The 18,410-nt window shown below is 36.2% G+C and carries 19 protein-coding genes and 1 other RNA gene; 8 read left to right on the top strand and 12 right to left on the bottom strand.

From position 1 onward, the window contains the following. Positions 1-21: 21 nt before the first annotated feature. Genes BMX49_RS14035 through BMX49_RS14045 form a run of 3 tightly spaced genes read right to left on the bottom strand, consistent with a single transcriptional unit; the run spans position 22 to position 2,729 of the window. A complete protein-coding gene (locus BMX49_RS14035; RefSeq protein WP_034719079.1) occupies positions 22-810 on the bottom strand; it encodes a DUF4129 domain-containing protein in 789 nt (262 codons plus the stop codon). Beyond that, positions 800-1,768 (bottom strand): hypothetical protein, encoded by a 969-nt coding sequence (locus BMX49_RS14040; RefSeq protein WP_034719077.1) that lies wholly within the window; start codon positions 1,766-1,768, stop codon positions 800-802. Before BMX49_RS14040 ends, BMX49_RS14035 begins: the two co-directional genes overlap by 11 nt. Continuing rightward, the gene (locus BMX49_RS14045) at positions 1,743-2,729 is read right to left on the bottom strand and encodes a stage II sporulation protein M (protein ID WP_034719075.1); all 987 of its coding nucleotides are present in this window, start codon (positions 2,727-2,729) and stop codon (positions 1,743-1,745) included. Before BMX49_RS14045 ends, BMX49_RS14040 begins: the two co-directional genes overlap by 26 nt. 22 nt (positions 2,730-2,751) lie before the next feature. On the opposite strand from BMX49_RS14045, the gene BMX49_RS14050 reads away from it, so the two are divergent. Both BMX49_RS14050 and BMX49_RS14055 read left to right on the top strand, forming a co-directional pair. Further along, positions 2,752-3,504 carry an RDD family protein gene (locus BMX49_RS14050; protein WP_034719073.1) on the top strand — a complete coding sequence of 251 codons (753 nt, stop codon included), beginning with the start codon at positions 2,752-2,754 and terminating at the stop codon, positions 3,502-3,504. A 242-nt stretch (positions 3,505-3,746) separates the two neighbouring features. Next, the gene (locus BMX49_RS14055; RefSeq protein ID WP_034719071.1) at positions 3,747-4,037 is read left to right on the top strand and encodes a GNAT family N-acetyltransferase; all 291 of its coding nucleotides are present in this window, start codon (positions 3,747-3,749) and stop codon (positions 4,035-4,037) included. Between the two features lie 52 nt (positions 4,038-4,089). On the opposite strand, the gene speB is transcribed toward BMX49_RS14055, so the two are convergent. After that, positions 4,090-4,941 carry an agmatinase gene (gene speB, locus BMX49_RS14060; protein WP_034719069.1) on the bottom strand — a complete coding sequence of 284 codons (852 nt, stop codon included), beginning with the start codon at positions 4,939-4,941 and terminating at the stop codon, positions 4,090-4,092. A 190-nt stretch (positions 4,942-5,131) separates the two neighbouring features. Between speB and BMX49_RS14065 the strand changes: the two genes are divergently transcribed. The 3 genes from BMX49_RS14065 to BMX49_RS14075 are packed head-to-tail and all read left to right on the top strand — an operon-like array spanning position 5,132 to position 7,438. Then, positions 5,132-6,484, top strand: coding sequence for an alpha/beta hydrolase family protein (locus BMX49_RS14065; protein ID WP_034719067.1), 1,353 nt, complete (start codon positions 5,132-5,134; stop codon positions 6,482-6,484). Between the two features lie 39 nt (positions 6,485-6,523). After that, complete coding sequence (locus BMX49_RS14070) at positions 6,524-6,751, top strand: DUF5808 domain-containing protein (protein WP_034719057.1); 228 nt, start codon at positions 6,524-6,526, stop codon at positions 6,749-6,751. Positions 6,752-6,757: 6 nt separating this feature from the next. Next, positions 6,758-7,438 (top strand): HAD family hydrolase, encoded by a 681-nt coding sequence (locus BMX49_RS14075; RefSeq protein WP_034719056.1) that lies wholly within the window; start codon positions 6,758-6,760, stop codon positions 7,436-7,438. A gap of 162 nt (positions 7,439-7,600) precedes the next feature. On the opposite strand, the gene BMX49_RS14080 is transcribed toward BMX49_RS14075, so the two are convergent. From BMX49_RS14080 to BMX49_RS14110, 7 genes are all read right to left on the bottom strand, one after another. Beyond that, positions 7,601-8,992: a type III PLP-dependent enzyme domain-containing protein gene (locus BMX49_RS14080; RefSeq protein WP_034719055.1), complete on the bottom strand. Its 1,392-nt coding sequence runs from the start codon at positions 8,990-8,992 to the stop codon at positions 7,601-7,603. Positions 8,993-9,071: 79 nt separating this feature from the next. Beyond that, positions 9,072-9,731 carry a thiamine diphosphokinase gene (locus tag BMX49_RS14085; RefSeq protein ID WP_246005089.1) on the bottom strand — a complete coding sequence of 220 codons (660 nt, stop codon included), beginning with the start codon at positions 9,729-9,731 and terminating at the stop codon, positions 9,072-9,074. After that, a complete protein-coding gene (locus BMX49_RS14090) occupies positions 9,694-10,263 on the bottom strand; it encodes a cob(I)yrinic acid a,c-diamide adenosyltransferase (RefSeq protein WP_034719054.1) in 570 nt (189 codons plus the stop codon). The genes BMX49_RS14085 and BMX49_RS14090 overlap by 38 nt, the downstream gene beginning before the upstream one ends. Positions 10,264-10,328: 65 nt before the next feature. After that, complete coding sequence (locus BMX49_RS14095; RefSeq protein ID WP_034721204.1) at positions 10,329-11,168, bottom strand: alpha/beta hydrolase family protein; 840 nt, start codon at positions 11,166-11,168, stop codon at positions 10,329-10,331. 100 nt (positions 11,169-11,268) lie between these two features. Then, positions 11,269-12,162 (bottom strand): ribokinase, encoded by an 894-nt coding sequence (locus tag BMX49_RS14100; RefSeq protein WP_034719052.1) that lies wholly within the window; start codon positions 12,160-12,162, stop codon positions 11,269-11,271. Between the two features lie 61 nt (positions 12,163-12,223). Beyond that, the gene (locus BMX49_RS14105) at positions 12,224-12,859 is read right to left on the bottom strand and encodes a DUF4241 domain-containing protein (protein ID WP_034719051.1); all 636 of its coding nucleotides are present in this window, start codon (positions 12,857-12,859) and stop codon (positions 12,224-12,226) included. Further along, a complete protein-coding gene (locus tag BMX49_RS14110) occupies positions 12,856-15,492 on the bottom strand; it encodes a valine--tRNA ligase (RefSeq protein ID WP_034719049.1) in 2,637 nt (878 codons plus the stop codon). Before BMX49_RS14110 ends, BMX49_RS14105 begins: the two co-directional genes overlap by 4 nt. 126 nt (positions 15,493-15,618) lie before the next feature. Here BMX49_RS14110 and BMX49_RS14115 point away from each other — a divergent pair, with 126 nt between their 5' ends. Next, positions 15,619-16,110, top strand: coding sequence for a DUF1573 domain-containing protein (locus BMX49_RS14115; protein ID WP_034719048.1), 492 nt, complete (start codon positions 15,619-15,621; stop codon positions 16,108-16,110). Positions 16,111-16,199: 89 nt separating this feature from the next. After that, positions 16,200-17,069, top strand: a complete 870-nt coding sequence (locus BMX49_RS14120) for a PPK2 family polyphosphate kinase (protein ID WP_034719046.1) — start codon at positions 16,200-16,202, stop codon at positions 17,067-17,069. A 54-nt stretch (positions 17,070-17,123) separates the two neighbouring features. On the opposite strand, the gene rnpB is transcribed toward BMX49_RS14120, so the two are convergent. Further along, positions 17,124-17,452: RNase P RNA component class A (rnpB, locus tag BMX49_RS14125), an RNA gene on the bottom strand. A 101-nt stretch (positions 17,453-17,553) separates the two neighbouring features. Here rnpB and BMX49_RS14130 point away from each other — a divergent pair. Further along, on the top strand, positions 17,554-18,390 hold the full coding sequence (locus BMX49_RS14130) for a mechanosensitive ion channel family protein (protein ID WP_034719045.1): 837 nt from the start codon (positions 17,554-17,556) through the stop codon (positions 18,388-18,390). Positions 18,391-18,410: the final 20 nt, after the last annotated feature.

The following is an 18,410-nucleotide window of genomic DNA, read 5'->3' on the forward strand; positions in this document are numbered from 1 at the left end:
TTCTATCCTAAAGAGGATTTCCTATATCTTAAAATTTAAAAACTTCTGTTTGAATTGAGTATAATTCTCTTGATTAACCTCAAATTCGCCATACCAAACGTAATCGAAAATGTAGGCCAGATCTTTGAAACTCGTTTTTAACTCCTTGTTTTTGAACTCCGACAAATAATCTTTGTTGGTTTTTTCGGGATTCCAACTGATGAGTTTTTTATCCGCCAATTTCTTTAAAACCAATAAAAACTGATAACGAACTGCGGAACGGTAATCTTCTTGCCTTTCAAATTTTTCAATGCTTTCACTGAAATTAATTTCATGAATATTCTCCTGAAGATCTTGATTGGCAATGTTGAGCTTCTTATTCTTTTTACTAAAAAAGAAATTCCCGTCTTTGCCCAATAAAAATTTAAGTAAACAATACATCACAAATCCGATAATGATGACGGCGAAAATCCGCATGATATTTTCTGCATACGACGCCGTTTTGTTGGGATCAACTTTACCAAAAATCGATTCCAGAATTTTCTTTATTCTTTTCTGAATCTTTTGCCACAAAGATTCTCTCGGTTTTACGGTCGTGTAATCGTATTCTCCACCTTTGTATTTCGATTGAAACTTTTCCTCAAAACTTTTAGGAAAAATAATATTATCAGTAGTTGGTTTTTCCAGCAAAAGAGAATCGGTGTAATATTGTCCCTGATGACCGATGCTAACCGAGTCCTTAAAACTTGACATCGGCGGTGGCGGAAGTTCCTGAGAATTTCCAGATATAAATTGTAAGAGAAAAAAGAAAAGGAATGTCTTAATTTTCATTTTTACCAATCGTGTCGATTTCTGATAAATCAATATTGCGATGAAGATCAGTTCGGCTGTCATAATATTGCAAACCGGAGTTTACAAAAATCACGTTAATCATTAAAAATGAAAATACGAGCGAAACTCCATACAAGATAAAAATGAAAATTCCCATCGGTCCTTCAAATGGATTTTGCTGCAATTCTCCGCCTTGCGGAACGGTCATCATTCCGCCAAAGATGATCAGCATTGGAATCATGGTAAAAATAGAGGCAACTACTTGAATAATAAAATACATCACGATGGTTGAACCCCAATATTTCCAAAAGGGAGATTTCTCTCTTCCGTTTTTATAGGAGAATTGGGCTCTGACGGCATAACTTAAAGATTCAAAAAAACCTTTCTTGGTGTTGAAATAATCGAACATTAAAAAATTAACAACGTTCATTAATGTTGGTCCAACTAATATCAATAAAAAGAATCCGATGATGACAATCATTAAAATGAAAGAAAGTCCGAAAACCATTATTGCTAAAGGAGTTACAATAAAAAACAAGCCTAGAAATAATTTTAAAAACCGTCCGATATTATTTTTTAGATCGCTTAAAATATCATCGGCTTTAATATTCTTATTTCCCGTTTCTGCCAATCTTTTCATATATAAGATCGGGTAAGAATAGGAAACCATCGTCACGGCCAAAAACAAAATAAATACAACTGTGGAAACTAAAATCAGCATCGCGGAATTCTCTTGAAAGTAGGCTTCATAATAGTACTTTTGTCCACTGGTGTTGGAACCCATCATTTGCGAAAATAGTTCGCGATAACCAACAACAAAGATAATAACCATCACAATTAATAAAATTCCGTTGATTAAAAGATAGTTTTTAAAATAGTTTTTTCCGTGCTCTTTAAAAAAAGCAAAGGTGTCGCTAATGAACTGGCCGAAGTCACGTTTCTGATAAAATTGCATCATGTATTTTTGATTTTTTTGCTACTAAATAAGGATAGATAAAATAATAATAACCGATCAAAGAAAGCGTTCCGAAAATTAAAAATCCATTTAAAAACCCCGGCATTACCAACGCGTATCTGGTGACATAACCTTCAATAATTCCCGCAACGATCGTAAATGGAACGGTGCTTAGAAATATTTTAAAGCCATCTTTAAAACCTAATTTAAAGGAATTAAAACGGGAATAAGTTTTTGGAAATAAAATAGAAGCGCCTAAAATTAATCCAGCCATCGCTTCCACGACCATGCTGAAAATTTCGAAAACTCCGTGCAGCCAAATCCCACTCGCACTTTCTTTCAAAGCACCATGTTCATGGAAAAAGTATTGAAATGAACCAAGCATAATACTGTTTTGCAACAACGCATACAAAGTTCCTACGCCGCCGAAAATGCCGTAAATAAAAAGAACTGCGCCAACTTTTAAATTATTAAAAGTAATGGCAATCGCACTTCCCCAGTTTGAACCTTGCTGATAAACGCCAACCGCATTTCCTTTTTCAATATTCTCAATTGTTTTGTTCACGTATTCGTCACCCAAAATAATTCTCACAAAATCCTTGTCGTAATACGCTGAGATAAACCCAATCAAAGTAAACAGAATGAAGAAGCCGAAAGCATAAAATAAATACCGCCGATAGTGATGAACCAAAAGCGGAACTTCAGTTTTAAAAAACGCAAACAAACGGTTTTGCTCGGACCTTTTGGTTTTATAAATTCGTTGGAAAATGAGTGAGGAAAGATTGTTGAGATAAATAGTCGTTTTGCTTTTCGGGTAATAAGTTTGTGCAAACGACAAGTCATTCACCAAATTAATATACAGTGAGGAGAGATCATCCGGATTTTTTTTAACTTTTCCCGTGATAACCTGCTCGATTCCCAACCATTTTTCTTTATTTTGTTTGATAAACGCTACCTCTCTCATCCGATGCTAAAATAATAAAAATATGTCGCTGATCGCTATAAATACTTCACAAAATGTAAATATTAATTTCAATACCGCAAGTATTGGCGAGCGAATTTTAGCCTTCGTTATTGATCTCCTTATCAAAGGAGCCTATGTTCTAATTCTTTTTTGGTTTCTGTTTCGCGTCTTTAATTTCGGTTCTTACATCAACGGGCTCGATAATTGGTCGCAAATGGCCGTCTATATTATCCTCACCCTTCCGATTCACATTTACACTTTGGTCAGCGAAAGTTTGATGGAAGGACAGACTTTCGGAAAGAAATTAGTCAAAATTAAAGTGGTGAAAATTGATGGCTTTCAGGCGAGTTTTGGGGATTATTTAATGCGATGGTTTTTTCGATTGATCGACGTGTTTTCCAATTCCGGCGTGGTCGGATTAATCACGATGATTGTTTCAAAAAAGACCCAAAGATTAGGAGGCATTGCTTCTGGGACTGCAGTTATTTCCTTAAAAAATGGAGTTAATATTTCACATACGATTTTAGAAAACCTCAAAGAAGATTACCTTCCCCTTTTCCCGCAAGTCATCGCGCTGACTGATAATGACGTCAGAATCATAAAAGAAAATTATCACAAAGCCTTAAAAATTGATGACCGACAAGTTGTTTCAAAACTCTCCACAAAAATTAAAGAAATCCTGAAATTAGAAATCGATCCCACCAAAATGACCGAAAGACAATTCATCAATGTCGTCATCAAAGACTACAATTTCTACACGGGAAAAGATTTTTAAATAATGATTTGGGCAGACTAATCCGTCTTCCACTCTCAAAACGAGGAGCGAGTTTCGACGATTCAAATAATAATAAATAAATGATGGAGTCAATCTTTTTTTGCCATTTCTAAAGTCCTCTGCAAAAAAAAGGATTTCCACTCAAGTCGGGCTGCAGAGATTGCTTCCTTACAAGATTTTAGAAAGTTGAAAAATCCCTTTCGATTTATTTTCCTTAATTTTAAGGAACTAAATAGATTACAATGAAATACGAAAATAACAGATCAGGAAACGGTGGCGTCTTAACTTTGAACAAGGAAGACGACGAAGTCGGCAGATTAACCTACACCATTTTCCCAGACGAAAATAAATTAATAATTTCTTTTGTCTTAGTCCATGCAAAATTCGAAGGAAAAGGAATGGGGAAATATTTGGTGGAAGAAGGAATCAAATTCGCCCGAGAAAACAACTGGAAAGTTTATCCACATTGCTCTTATGCGCGTTCCGTCATGAACAGAATGAAAGATGTTGATGATATTTTATTAGAACGTTAAAATACAAAACCCATAGAAATTCTATGGGTTTAATTTTTTTGATATTTGTTTCTTATTTGTTGATGTGATAATACGCCAACATTTTATAATACAGTTTTGCCGCTAAAAACGCAGTTGGCTTCGGCATCGGAGAATCCATTAATTCCACAATATCAAAAGCAACAACATTGCATTTTTCAAAAACCTTTCTTAACAGTTCCAAAGTTGGATACCATTGCAAACCACCTGGTTCCGGCGTTCCTGTCGAAGGCGCAATCGAGGGATCGAAGGCATCTAAATCAATCGTAATATAAACATTGCCTGAAACTTTTTCTAAAACATCATTGATCCAGTTTTCATTATTTGCGATTTGGTGAGCCCAGAAACACTGTTCTTTGTTCACATATTCCATTTCCTCAACATCCATAGAACGAATTCCGACTTGAACCAAATTATGTTTTTGGCTGGCTTCATAAACCGCGCAAGCATGATTAGAAGTTGAGCCGTGAAAGTCCGGACGTAAATCGGTGTGTGCATCCAATTGCAAAACGGTCAAGTTTTCATACTTTTCTCCAACCGCACGAATTGATCCAATTGACACGGAATGTTCACCACCAAAAAGGGTAAATAATTTTCCGTCGTTAGACAAAAGTTCTTTCGTTTTTTGATAAACTGCTTCGGTCATCGCTTCCGGTGAAGATTTTTCAGTGATATCTCCTGACAGAAAAACTCCCTCTAAATAAGGTTCCGTTCCTGTTTCAATATCGTACAATTCCATATTCTCTGAAGCATCTAAAAAAAGTTCCGGTCCTTTATCAGCACCTTTTCCCCAAGTTGAAGTCCCATCGTAAGGAACCGTTACCAGCATTACTTTCGAAGTTTCCAGTTGAGCATTTTCTTCCGGAATATCTGCGTATGTTTTCATATTATGTTTGATTTTAGTTTTGCAATATTTGAACTTCAAAGATAAATATTTCAAAATAATTCTGATCTTTTATCGAGTCGTAAAGATAATCGTCCGTAGGTTTTCTGAATTTCCAGTTTATGCAATTAAATAAATCACTAATTTTATATAAAACTTCAGATAGCCCATTGTAAATCAAAAATGAAAACTCATGAAAACTAAGTATTTAATCGGATTGTTTCTATTTACTTTCCACCTATTTTTCTCCCAAGACCTTACTGGTTCCTGGTATGGAAATTTAGATGTTCAAGGACAGAAACTACCCTTGGTAATTCATATTAAAATAGAAGGAAATGATTTGAAATCATCGTTCGATAGTCCTTTGCAAGGTGCAAAAGGAATTCCGATTAAAACTACTTCATTCGAAAATAATGAATTAAAATTTGCCGCACCTGATTTAGGAATTACATTTAACGGAAAATTAAACAACGATAAAATTGAGGGAACTTTTGCACAAAGTGGATTGAATCTGCCTTTAATTCTCACCAGAAATGAAAAGACTGTGGTGATGATTCGTCCCCAAACTCCGAAACCGCCTTTCTCTTATAATTCTGAGGACATCACTTTTAAAAATGATACAGAAGGAAATCTGTTGGCTGGAACAATTGCGACACCTAAAAACCTTAATAAGAAATCACCAATTCTAGTCATGAGCACGGGAAGCGGCGCGCAAGATCGTAATGAGGAAATGTTTGACCACAAACCCTTTTTGGTTATATCAGACGATTTGGCTAAAAAAGGAATCGCGACTTTGCGTTTGGATGATCGCGGAATTGGTGGCTCGGAAAAAGGAAAAGAGAATGCTACGTCTGCAGATTTTGCAACTGATATTAATTCCGCTGTGAACTACTTAATGAAAATGGGTTACAAAAACATCGGCTTAATCGGTCATTCGGAAGGAGGAATGATAGCACCCGTGGTTGCAAATAAAAACAAAAATGTAAAATTTTTAGTTCTTCTCGCCGCTCCTGGAATCCCAATATTTGATCTTGTTTTGGATCAGAATAAAAAAATTGCAGAAAGTACCAATCTCCCACAAGAGGCGATTGATGAAGTTTTGGCTATAAAATTTAAAACATTTTCTTATGCCCAACGCTACGAAGGAAAAGATTTTAAAGTCGATTTTACAAAATATTTAGAAGAGAATTATCCTAAAATGAGAAAGCAAGAAAGAGAACCTTTCATTGCTCAAATGTCCTCAGAATGGTTTCGGTATTTCATCAAGTTTAATCCAGACGACTACTTATCCAAAGTTAAAATTCCAGTTTTGGCAGTAAATGGGAGTTTGGATATGCAAGTTTCTGCTAAAGAGAATTTAGAAGGAATTAAAAAATCCTTAACGAGAGCGGGAAATAAAAGGTTTGAAATAGTAGAATTCGAAGATTTAAATCATCTTTTTCAAACGGCAAAAACCGGAAGTCCTGCTGAGTACGGACAAATCGAAGAAACTTTTTCGTCCAAAGTGCTGAACAAAATGAGTTCCTGGATTTTATCCTTGAAATAATTTTAAGATATTTAAAGAATTAATAATAATCGCATCCTTATGAAAGCTCAGATACCTACGGAAGAAGTTAACAATCCAGCTCACTGGATTTTAGGACTTTTCTACTTTAATAAAAATGATCACCGAATATTTCCGCCGAAAAGATTTAAATACTTGGGCTCGACGATCAATTTTGCAAATCCTTATTCTATTTTTGCCTATTTAATAATCATCGGTGCTGTGCTCGGAATTCTCTACGTACTTCAAAACTTATCCATCTTTAACTAAACATTTATGCCACTAAAAGCAGTTCTATGCGATATGGACGGTGTCATCGTTGATACCGAACCACTTCACCGGAAAGCCTATTTCCATTTGTTTAATGATTTAGGCATTCACGTTTCCGAAGAATTATATACCACCTTCACCGGTGCCTCAACGAACAAAGTCTGTGATACGTTGATTGAAAGATATGGACTCGAAAACTCCCGCGAAGAATTAGCACTTATTAAAAGAAAATATTTCAAAGATTACTTTTATAATGATCCTGAATTTAATTTAATTCCTGGTGTCAGAAGTTTGATTAAGAATTATTACGAAAATAATATCAAACTCGTTTTGGCTTCATCAGCAAGTATGACCACGATTAATATGGTTTTCGAAAAGTTTGAGTTAGAAAAATATTTTATGGGTAAGATAAGTGGCGATGAATTAAGAGAGTCAAAACCTAACCCAGAGATATTTTTAATTGCCGCAGAAATTGCAAATGAACCGAAAGAAAACTGCATGGTTATCGAAGATTCTACCAACGGAATTATCGCTGCTCATTCAGCGGGGATTTTCTGCACTGCCTACAAAAGTGAACATTCAGTTGGTCAGAATTATGAGAAAGCAAACTTGGTAATTTCTGATTTTTCGGAAATTGAGTTTGAGAAAATGGGAACATACTTTCAAAGTAACCTGAGTGAGCACTAAAAAGTAATCTTGCAGAAGTCAGCTTTGAGAGGAATTGTAGATGATATTCTAGCCCAGATGGAAACGACATCCTTTTTTTGAGGAGGTGCGACGAAAAAAAGATACAGTGGACAGCTGGACTGCCATAAAAAAGGAGCAACGATTTCGTAGCTCCTTTTAATTTTAATATCCTAATAACTTTAAGACATCTTCTGCTTTCTGTTCTTCCCGGAAAACGGTGTACACAAAGTTTCCTTCTTCATCTTTATCAATCAAAATATGCTTGGGTTGCGGCATCAAACAGTGGTGAACTCCGCCATAACCACCTATCGTTTCCTGATACGCACCAGTATTGAAAAAGCCAATATAGAGCGATCTTGTATCACTGAAAGTCGGTAAATAAATCGCATTGGTATGTTGTTCAGAATTGTAGTAATCATCTGAATCACAAGTTAAACCGCCGAGAAACACGCGTTCATAAGTGTCTTCCCAACGATTAATCGGAAGCATAATAAACTTCCGCGAAATCGCCCAGGTATCTGGTAACGTAGTCATGAAAGAGGAATCAATCATGTTCCACTTTTCACGGTCGTTCTGACGTTTCTGGGAGATGATTTTATAAAGATGTCCGCCGCTTTCGCCGACGGTAAAACTTCCAAATTCGGTGTAAATATTCGGTTCTTCAACGCCTTCTTCTAAGCAGAATTTTTTAATTTGCGACACGATTTCGTTGACCATATATTGGTAATCGTAATCGAAATTCAAGGACGTTTTAATTGGAAAACCACCACCAATATTGAGAGAATCAACTTCGGGTGCAATTTTTTTCAACCGCGCGTAAACACGCAAACATTTGTATAATTCGTTCCAGTAGTAAGCCGTATCCTTAATTCCAGTGTTAATAAAAAAGTGCAACATTTTCAATCGCGCATTCGGATGGTCTGCTATTTTCTGACTGTAATAAGGGATAATATCTTTGTATCCAATTCCTAATCGAGAGGTGTAGAATTCAAATTTTGGTTCCTCTTCCGCCGCAATTCTGATCCCAATATTAAATTTGCGATCGATGCTTTCGGTCAGCTTATCCAGTTCCCGGTAATTATCAAGAATCGGCGTAATGTTTTCAAATCCATGATTGATTAAATCGGAGATCTTTGCTAAATAATCATCGGTTTTAAAACCGTTGCAAATGACCTCAACATTCTTATCAAACCTGCCTTTTTCGTACAGCGATTTTACAATGTCAATATCGTAAGCTGAAGAAGTTTCCAGCGAAATATCGTTCTTCAACGCTTCTTCTAACACAAAAGCAAAGTGACTGGATTTGGTGCAATAGCAATAACGGTAACTTTTTTTGTAATCATTGATTTCAAAAGCTTCTTTGAACCACGCTTTTGCACGCTGAATATTCATCGAAATCTTTGGCAAATAATTAAATTTCAGAGGCGTACCGAACTGTTCTATAACCTCCATCAAAGGAATATCATGGAATTGTAGCGTATTGTCCGCGACGTTAAATTCTTCCGTCGGGAAATACAGAGTTTGGTCGATAAGTTCTGAATATTTAATCTTCATTGATATAGAAAGTTTTAATGTTTTGAATGTGCAAAGTTGCGGAAAAAAGTTGGGTTTCTATTTTAAAAGACCGTTAAAATTAGGTCAATTCTTTATTCCCAATAAAGACGACCATATTTCCTTTTTCGAATTCGATCTGTACCTCATTTTCTTTGGCGAAATTTCTAGTCCCGATTCTATTGGTAATGTCTAAAGTCTCATTCTGCAAAGGCCAGTTTAAACCTTTTGTGAATACGTTTGTTGCCGAGGGAAAGGGGTATAATGAAATCAACCTGTTTTTCACTTCATTTAAAACGAGGTTATTCGGCGCGAAAAAATATTTTGAATATTCATCAAAAAAAGTGATTTTCAAATCTTCTTTAAACTTAAAAGCGACCGTCAGGTTTCCCAGAAAATGATCCATTTCTCCGCCGCTTCCTCCATAAACGTCGACTTTATTAAAGCCTTTTTTTTGAATAATTTCCAGCGATTTTTCAAAATCAGTTTTATCCTGATCAGGCGTGTAAATGAATTTCTCTTGATAAACGTTTTCGTCCTTGCCAGAATGAGAGTCAAAATCACCTGAAATAAAATCGAGTTGAGCCAGCGGGAAACCGTTCTCTTTTAAATAATGAAAAGCACCATCTGAACAAGCAATCAAGGAATAACTTTCAAGATCAGGAAAAGTTTTAGGAGGAACTCCGTTGATGAATAGTAATACTTTAGCGGTCATTTGGATTCCAGTATTCTTCGGTTTCATCATTTAATCTGGAAACATAGCGAGCCAAAACGAATAGGTAATCAGAAAGACGATTCAGGTATTTAATTAGTTCTGGACGAACTTCTTCAGATTCGTTGAGGAAAACTAAACTACGTTCAGCGCGTCGGCAAACTGTTCTACAAACATGCAAAGAAGTCGCTGATCTACCACCGCCGGGAAGAATGAAATATTGCAAGGGTGCTAATTCCTTTTCAAAATCATCCATCCAATGTTCCAGCTCTTCGATTTCGGTATCGGTAATCATTAAAGCCAAACGGGATTTTCCGTTGGCTAGAGTTAACTTATCGGTAGGAGTCGCTGATTCTGAACCGAGGGTAAATAAATCAAACTGAATTTTTTTCAATTGATTTAAAACCTGTTCGTCTTTCACTTCACTTTTCGCAACTCCGATAAAGGAATTCAATTCATCGATGGTTCCGTAAGATTCAACTCTGGCAGACGCTTTGGAAACGCGTGTTCCACCATATAAAGCAGTTTCGCCCTTGTCGCCGGTTTTTGTATATATTTTCATTTTCTTATCAATTTAAGGTATCTGTAAATTTAGGAAATTTCTACTGATTGCTTTTTCTTCCCATTTTAAAGTTCATCCAGTATGATCTTCCAGAGATTTTTATTAAAACTTCTAAAAAAATTGACATGTCCGATTTCGCCTTTTTCAGATTCTGAAATTTTAATTTCTCGATAAGTCGTTTTTAAATTGGGATAAACATTTTTCAAAAGATTGCTCATTCCCTTTTGTGTCACCCAAGTATCATCTTCCGCGTGAATTATAAATGCTTCTTGATTTAAATCTGTTGAACTATTTCCGCCAATTCTTTCATATAGTTTACTGGTTGATTTCTGATTTAAAATTAAAGTCTGCCAATCAAACGCAACACCTTTTGGTAAAGATTCTCCCAGACCAAACCGATGCGCAGGAAAATAACCGAAAAAATGGGTCATTGCGGGAAGTGCAATTCCGAACCCAAGTACGGCGGTTGCTGCAACTGCCAAGGTCAGATTTCCAATATAGGCATCTTGTGTTCCGACAAAAATAAATTTTTTGAAATTCTTCGAATAATTATTCATGCCAAGAATTAAAGCGCCAACGGAGTGACCTAGACAAAACTTAGTGTAAGTTGGATATTCTATTTCAATAAAATCAGTTACTGTTTTAAAATCTACGGTTCCCCAAATCCTCATCGAGGCATCGAAGCCACGCATTTTTTTTGGTTTTGATTCGCCAATGCCACGATAATCGTAAGTGAAGACTGTAAATCCATTTTCAGCTAAATATTTGGAAAAAGAAAAATAGATCTGTTGTTTTACGCCAGTTGCGGAATTAATCAACAACAATTTACCGTTGGAAATTTTAGGTTCGAAAACCTTTACAGAAAGTGGAATATGGTCGGAAGTATTTAGAGTCAGTTCTTTCATTTTAATGAAAATTCCACTTGTCAATAAGTGGAATTATTTTTTAAAAATATAAATTTTAAAGGAAATAAAAAAGGTAAACCGATATGCTCAATATAGCAATTTACCCTTCGATAATATCTTTCAGATAAGGCAAACCACTTTGGGAACCTCTATTTTTAGTCACTTTTAAAGAGACATCATTTCCAAATTTTACGCAGTCATCGATGCTGTTCTGATGGCAAAGTGCAACTCCAAATCCCGCGGTAAAAGCATCGCCCATACCCATTTTGTGCAAGACTGAATCGTGATCGTTGCGGTAATATTTCATTTCTGTACCATTAAAATAGGTCGTGGAATTGGTATCATCGCGAACGAATAATTTATTGGGATATTTTCTTAAAATCTGCTCTCTTGGTTCATCACCAAAGATGATTGAAAGCTCATTACTTTTAGCAACGATAAATGTGGAATTCTCAATAACCTCTTCCGAAAGTTTTTTTGCCGGAGAAGCGTAAATTCCCATTTTCTTGCCATTTTTCTTCACTAAGTCCGAAGTATATTCAACAACATCCATCGGAATTTCAAGCTGAATTAAAACCAAATCTGAGGTTGAAAAGAATTTTTCTGCTTCGGCAACATGCTGGGGTTTCAAACAATAATTAGAGGCCGGAACCACTACGATTGAATTAATTCCTTTGGCAGCAACGACGTAAGCCGTGCCGGTAGCTGCTTCTTCAGTTTCTATAACGTACCCAACATTAACACCTTCATCAACCAGATTCCGTAAAATCTGTTGACCTTTAGGATCCATTCCAACCGCTCCAATAAAATAAACGCTCGATCCCAATCTGGAAGTTGCGACCGCTTGATTGGCTCCTTTTCCACCAAAAAAACTCTCTGATTTCTCTGCCATAACCGTTTCATTAGGTTGTGGAAGATGATCAGTATTCAAAACTAAATCTATTGAAGAACTACCTATAACAATAATTTTCGGCTGTTCGGAAGTAATATTCATTATGCTTGTAAGTTATATTTCAAATGTACTTAAATAGGAGATGATTAAGAACTATTTTAATTTAATTAATTTCTATAAATTCGCAAACCACTTTTACCGGAATTTCGTTTTTGTCAAAACCAATGTAACTTGCATAAAAACCCTCACCATAACCCGTTTCAAAGGCAAAAAGATTTCCGGGCTTCTCTTCATGAGGTTTTAAAAATGCGTATTGATTCACCGCGCCTTCCTCCTGGAAAAAATGTTCATGGAAAAACTCTTCGTAAATCCCCATAAATTCTTCCCCTTTTCTTTTAAACAAATGTTGTTCCAAGAGAATCAGATTTTCCTGGGTTTCGAAATCCATCAGACAACCCATTCCACTTTCAACAGGAAAACCGTAGATTTCTCCTTCCTCTAATTCCGTCATGTTCTGACCATCGGAGGTGGCAAGTTTCCAGGTTGCTATTTCAGCATTTTTAAAAACCATTTCCACATAAGCGATACAGTTGCTTTCAATCTCTTTATGGACCAAAACTGGAAATTCTCCGATTGGGAAATCGGTCATAAACGGCGGCATTTCGCTGGTGATCAACGGATCGCTCGCAACTAATTTCCCACTTGTAAGCACAATGTTTCCAGCCTCGAAAGTCTCAATTAAGGGACTTTCTACAAAATCTTTGTCAAACAGTTTTTTGATATCTTCGATGTGGTTCATGATAATGTTTTCAATTTTTCTTCGAGCAAGACCAATTTATCCTGCGCATCTTTTTTCTTTTTCAATTCATTATCAACAACTTGTTGTGGAGCGCCATCCATGAATTTTTCGTTCGATAATTTTTTATCTACAGACATCATGAAACCTTTTAGATATTTGATTTCTTCTTCAGTTTTTGTTTTTTCTTCTCCTAAATCTAAATTCTCACTTAATGGAATTGAAACTTCTGTTCCGCCAATTAAAAAGGAGAATGTTGGTTTATCTGTTTTCTCCGCAAAATGAATTTGCTCAATATTCGCTAATTTCCGAACTAAATTTTCATTGTCAAAAGATGCTGCATTGGTGAAAACCTCCACCCTTTCGCGCGGTGAGATCCCTTTGCTCTGACGGTAATTACGAACACCAGAAATTACTTCTTTAGAAACTTCAAACTGTTTGATCAGCTGTTTATCATAAGCCTGAACTTTTCTTTGTTGAGAAATAACCAAAGCGTTTTCAATGGTTCTTTCCGAGATATTTTGCCATAATTCCTCAGATAAAAATGGCATAAATGGATGCAACAGTTTCATTAATTCTTCGAAATATAGGATCGTCTGATCATAAACTTCCGTCGAAATCGCCTCACCATAATTAGGTTTAATAGCTTCTAAATACCAAGAACAGAAATCGTCCCAAATCAATTTATACACTAAATGCAACGCGTCAGAAATACGGAACTTCTCGAATTGATCCGCAATTTCAGCGATGGTTTTATCCATTTGATTTCCGAACCACGCAATTGCCTGTTGATCTGCCTCATTGGCTTTAATAGAATCGTCTTTTTTCCAGCCTTGAATTAGTTTATTGGAGTTCCAAATCTTCGTAGCGAAATTTCTTCCCTGCAACATGAGCTCTTCATCGAACAACAAATCGTTTCCAGCAGCGGAACTCAACAAGATTCCAACACGAACGCCATCTGCACCATATTTCTCAATCAATTCAATTGGATCCGGGGAATTCCCAAGAGATTTAGACATTTTTCGTCTTTGCTTATCACGGACAATTCCAGTAAAATAAACATTTTTAAAGGGAACTTCTTTTCTATATTCAATTCCCGCCATAATCATTCGGGCAACCCAAAAGAAAATAATATCGGGACCGGTCACCAAATCAGATGTCGGATAATAATAATTGATGTCTTTATTGTCAGGATCTGTAATTCCATCAAAAACAGACATCGGCCATAACCAAGAGGAGAACCAAGTATCGAGTGCGTCTTCGTCTTGCTTTAAATTTTCTAAAGTCAGATTTTGGATTCCACTTTTTTGCTGAGCCAAAATCAATGCTTCTTCCATCGTTTCTGCTACGACGAAATCATCTTGACCTTCCCCATAAAAATAAGCTGGGATTTGTTGTCCCCACCAAAGCTGACGTGAAATATTCCAGTCGCGGATGTTTTCCATCCAGTGTTTATAGGTGTTTTTGAATTTTTCTGGGTGAAATTTCACCTCATCGTTCATCACTACATCCAATGCTGGTTTTGCCAATTCTGACATTTTTAAAAACCACTGCACAGAAACTTTCGGTTCGATGATCGCGCCTGTTCTTTCAGATGTTCCTACTTTATTTACATAATCTTCAGCTTTTAACAAAAGATCATTTTGCTCTAATTCTTTAACAATTTCTTTACGAACGACGAATCGATTTTTACCTGAATAATGCAATCCATGATCGTTTAAATTAGCATCATCATCCAAAGAATCAATCATCTGCAGGTTATGACGTTTTCCAATTTCATAGTCATTGATATCGTGGGCAGGCGTAATTTTCAATGCACCCGTTCCGAATTCGATATCTACATAATCATCTTCAATAATTGGAATCGCACGGTTGACAATAGGAACAATTACATTCTTCCCTCTTAAATGCGCATATCGCTCATCATTGGGATTGATACAAACAGCAGTGTCACCAAAAATCGTTTCGGGACGTGTTGTCGCAACAGAAATAAAATCTTCGCTATCTGAGCCTGTCGAAGATTCAATTTTATATTTTAAATAAAACAGTTTCCCGTTTTGTTCTTTGAAAATAACTTCTTCGTCAGAAATATTGGTTTTTGCTTCTGGATCCCAGTTTACCATTCGGTAACCGCGATAAACCAGACCTTTATTATATAAGTCAACAAAAGATTTTACAACTTGGTCAGAAAGTTTCGGTTCCAAAGTAAATCGGGTACGTTCCCAATCACAAGAACAACCTAGCTTTTTCAACTGCTCCAAAATGGTCCCACCGTATTTGTCAGTCCAATCCCAAGCATGTTTTAAAAATTCGTCACGGGTTAAGTCAGATTTATTAATGCCTTCTTCTTTCAGTTTTGCCACTACTTTTGCTTCTGTTGCAATGGAGGCATGATCAGTTCCGGGAACCCAGCACGCATTGAAACCTTGCATTCTGGCTCTACGAACCAAAATATCCTGAATGGTATTGTTCAGCATGTGACCCATGTGTAAAATTCCGGTTACATTCGGTGGTGGAATTACAATGGTGTAAGGCGGTTTTTCGTTAGGTTCGGAATGAAAATAATTATTTTTGAGCCAGAATTCATACCATTTCTGTTCTGTTTCCTGGGGCGTATATTTCTCTGAAATCTGCATATAATATATCTTTGACTTAATAGGTGCAAAAATAGGGAAATAAAAAAAATTGAGCTTGATATTAAAAAAATATTTAACTTTGTTTGTTAATCTCAATCAAATAACCAATTTCTAAAAAATAAAATAATGAAAAAAATCTTCGCAGGCCTATTTTTAGCCGGATCTTTTGCACTTGCCTCAGCACAAACTATTTCATTTGACAAAACCGTCTACGAATATGGAAATGTTAAACCTGGTGCCGATGGTCACAGAACTTTTACTGTTAAAAATACGGGCGACAAACCACTTATTATTTCCAGAGTTCAGGCATCTTGTGGTTGTACTACGCCAGAGTGGAGTCAAACTCCGATTATGCCAGGAAAAACAACTGAGTTAAAAGTGGGTTATGATACCAAAATTGTAGGACCATTTACAAAAATTATTGAAGTGTATTCGAATGATGCTGAGAACAGCAGATCGGTAATCACTATCAAAGGAAATGTAACTGATGCAGTTGCCGTAGCAAATACAATTACGCCGCAAACGACTGCAAAAGCAGAAGTTGCCGTGATGAATATGGATCAATCAGCAAAATTAGCTCCAGCCAAGAAAACTGATAAAGCTGCTGCTAGAAAATAGTAGTCTTTAGAATCTTTTCTGACAGATAAATTTATAAAATCATTTCATTATTGAAATGATTTTTTTATTTTAGTAGAAATATTAAAATTATGGATTTAGATTTTACTGATAACTTTATCGTAGACGGTAAATTTTCCATGGAAGATTTTTCGACAAAATATGAAGGTAAGTTGTCGAAAGACGACGGGAAAAAGATGTTAGCTGAAGAGCAAGAAAAACTACGAGAACTTCAGGAAAGACTTTATAGCGATGGCAGCCAATCAATACTGATTGTTTTGCAAGCGATGGATGCCGCCGGAAAAGACTCGCTTATCAAACATGTTTTCGGTGGCGTGAATCCACAAGGTTGTAGCGTTACCAGTTTTAAAACTCCAAATGACAAAGAATATGATCATGATTTTCTGTGGAGGCATTATATCGCTTTACCTGCAAAAGGAAAAATCGGCATCTTTAACCGCAGTCATTATGAAAGCGTTTTAGTTTGTAAAGTTCATCCAGAATACAATTTAAATGAAAAGGTTTGGAAAGACGTTGATGATTTTGACGATGATTTTTGGCAAGACCGATATGAAAGCATTCGAAATTTTGAAAAGCATTTAGCGGAAAACGGTACGACCATCATTAAAATATTTTTGAACGTTTCACAGAAGGAACAGAAAAAAAGATTTTTAGACCGAATCAACGAAGAAGACAAAAACTGGAAATTCTCGGCAGCCGATTTAGCAGAGCGGGCATTGTGGGACGAATATATGAAGGCTTATGAGGAAGCAATTAATGAAACTTCAAAAGATTATGCGCCTTGGTATGTCATTCCGGCAGATTCGAAATGGTTCACCCGAGTTGCAGCCATTCAAATCATTATTGATGCGATGGAAAAAATGGATTTAAAATATCCAAAACTTTCAGAAAAGGAAACCTTAGCTTTAGAAGATGCGAAGAAAAAATTGGAAAGTGAATAGCAATGGTCAAAATAAAAAAAGCAGAAATCGAAATTTCTGCTTTTTTTATAAAAACCCACAAGAGAAACTGTAAGCCGGATTCTGTAAATTGACCGAAGTCAAAGTGCCTGTTATTTATCTACGCGTTGCATTGCTGCAAAACTTTAGCTGATTACCCCTCGGTTTTTGGAACGAGCCGCTCCTATTTTCATTGCTGAAAAAATCCGATATACTTAACATTGCACCGCAAAGAGTTTACCTGGTTTCACTATAAATTAATATACATACTTTCTGTTGCACTTGTCCTGATCTCACGACCGACGGATGTTATCCGCTTTGCTGCCCTGTGGTGTCCGGACTTTCCTACCTCCGCTTAAGCGGAAATCAACAAGCCGTTTTTCTTGTGGAAGGCAAAGATACATAAAGTTGAAAATTTACCGCTTCTATTTTTTTGGAAAGAATTTTGCTATCAAAAGAGCTTCTCAATTTTTGATACATTTGAATAATGAACTATTTTGAAATTATAATGTCTGTTCTGCATAAGTGGTATGCGGGTTTTGCCCAGGCAACTCCGCGACTTGCCGTTGGAATTCTGGTCTTCCTTCTCTTTTTGACGATGAGCACTTTTCTAAGTAAAGTTTCTGTAAAGATTTTCCACAGGTTTTTCCCGAAAAGTAAAAATAAATCTATTGTTACTTTAATTAAAGTTTTTAAATTTTTGATAGTTCTGTCTGGTGCTTTTATCTCCCTAGAGATAATGGGTATGGGCGGATTTGTGATGAAATTTTTAGGAAGTTTAGGAGTTGCCGGAGTTATTGCCGGAGTCGCTTTAAAGGATTTGGTCTCATCGATGTTTTCTGGAGCGCTGGTCGGAATCGATAAATCATTTGCACCTGGCGATTATGTTTCCATCAAAGATGTGACTGGCGTGGTCGAGAAAATCGGATTTTTAACCACCAAAATTATTACCGATGAAGGCAAGAAGGTTTTCGTTCCCAATCAATTAATTTTCAGCGCACCCTTTACCAATTACTCTGCTTCTGGACAACGGAAAGTTTTCTTGGATTTACAAATCGCAGCCAATCAGGATTTAGAAAAAACAACCCAAGTTATTTTAGAGGAGATTAAAAGTTTCGATTTTACCGATCACATTGAAGAAGCTCAGGTCATCATCTTAAAACAATCTTTTGGCATCTTCTATTTGCAGGCCCGTTTCTTTATGAAAAGTGGCAAAAATATTATGAAAGTGAAAAGCGATGCTCTATTAAAATTAAAAGGGAAGCTAGAAGATGAAGGAATCGAACTCGCCACTCAAATGCAGATTGATACCACGTCTTTATAATTCTAACCCCAGGTTTAATA

It is taken from the genome of Kaistella antarctica, assembly GCF_900109615.1.
GTDB lineage: Bacteria > Bacteroidota > Bacteroidia > Flavobacteriales > Weeksellaceae > Kaistella > Kaistella antarctica.

Excerpts from the sequence above, each read along its gene's own strand:
- BMX49_RS14035 (WP_034719079.1), bottom strand. The coding sequence starts at position 810 with ATGAAAATTAAGACATTCCTTTTCTTTTTTCTCTTACAATTTATATCT.
- BMX49_RS14040 (WP_034719077.1), bottom strand. The coding sequence starts at position 1,768 with ATGATGCAATTTTATCAGAAACGTGACTTCGGCCAGTTCATTAGCGAC.
- BMX49_RS14045 (WP_034719075.1), bottom strand. The coding sequence starts at position 2,729 with ATGAGAGAGGTAGCGTTTATCAAACAAAATAAAGAAAAATGGTTGGGA.
- BMX49_RS14050 (WP_034719073.1), top strand. The coding sequence starts at position 2,752 with ATGTCGCTGATCGCTATAAATACTTCACAAAATGTAAATATTAATTTC.
- BMX49_RS14055 (WP_034719071.1), top strand. The coding sequence starts at position 3,747 with ATGAAATACGAAAATAACAGATCAGGAAACGGTGGCGTCTTAACTTTG.
- speB (WP_034719069.1), bottom strand. The coding sequence starts at position 4,941 with ATGAAAACATACGCAGATATTCCGGAAGAAAATGCTCAACTGGAAACT.
- BMX49_RS14065 (WP_034719067.1), top strand. The coding sequence starts at position 5,132 with ATGAAAACTAAGTATTTAATCGGATTGTTTCTATTTACTTTCCACCTA.
- BMX49_RS14070 (WP_034719057.1), top strand. The coding sequence starts at position 6,524 with ATGAAAGCTCAGATACCTACGGAAGAAGTTAACAATCCAGCTCACTGG.
- BMX49_RS14075 (WP_034719056.1), top strand. The coding sequence starts at position 6,758 with ATGCCACTAAAAGCAGTTCTATGCGATATGGACGGTGTCATCGTTGAT.
- BMX49_RS14080 (WP_034719055.1), bottom strand. The coding sequence starts at position 8,992 with ATGAAGATTAAATATTCAGAACTTATCGACCAAACTCTGTATTTCCCG.
- BMX49_RS14085 (WP_246005089.1), bottom strand. The coding sequence starts at position 9,731 with ATGAAACCGAAGAATACTGGAATCCAAATGACCGCTAAAGTATTACTA.
- BMX49_RS14090 (WP_034719054.1), bottom strand. The coding sequence starts at position 10,263 with ATGAAAATATATACAAAAACCGGCGACAAGGGCGAAACTGCTTTATAT.
- BMX49_RS14095 (WP_034721204.1), bottom strand. The coding sequence starts at position 11,168 with ATGAAAGAACTGACTCTAAATACTTCCGACCATATTCCACTTTCTGTA.
- BMX49_RS14100 (WP_034719052.1), bottom strand. The coding sequence starts at position 12,162 with ATGAATATTACTTCCGAACAGCCGAAAATTATTGTTATAGGTAGTTCT.
- BMX49_RS14105 (WP_034719051.1), bottom strand. The coding sequence starts at position 12,859 with ATGAACCACATCGAAGATATCAAAAAACTGTTTGACAAAGATTTTGTA.
- BMX49_RS14110 (WP_034719049.1), bottom strand. The coding sequence starts at position 15,492 with ATGCAGATTTCAGAGAAATATACGCCCCAGGAAACAGAACAGAAATGG.
- BMX49_RS14115 (WP_034719048.1), top strand. The coding sequence starts at position 15,619 with ATGAAAAAAATCTTCGCAGGCCTATTTTTAGCCGGATCTTTTGCACTT.
- BMX49_RS14120 (WP_034719046.1), top strand. The coding sequence starts at position 16,200 with ATGGATTTAGATTTTACTGATAACTTTATCGTAGACGGTAAATTTTCC.
- BMX49_RS14130 (WP_034719045.1), top strand. The coding sequence starts at position 17,554 with ATGAACTATTTTGAAATTATAATGTCTGTTCTGCATAAGTGGTATGCG.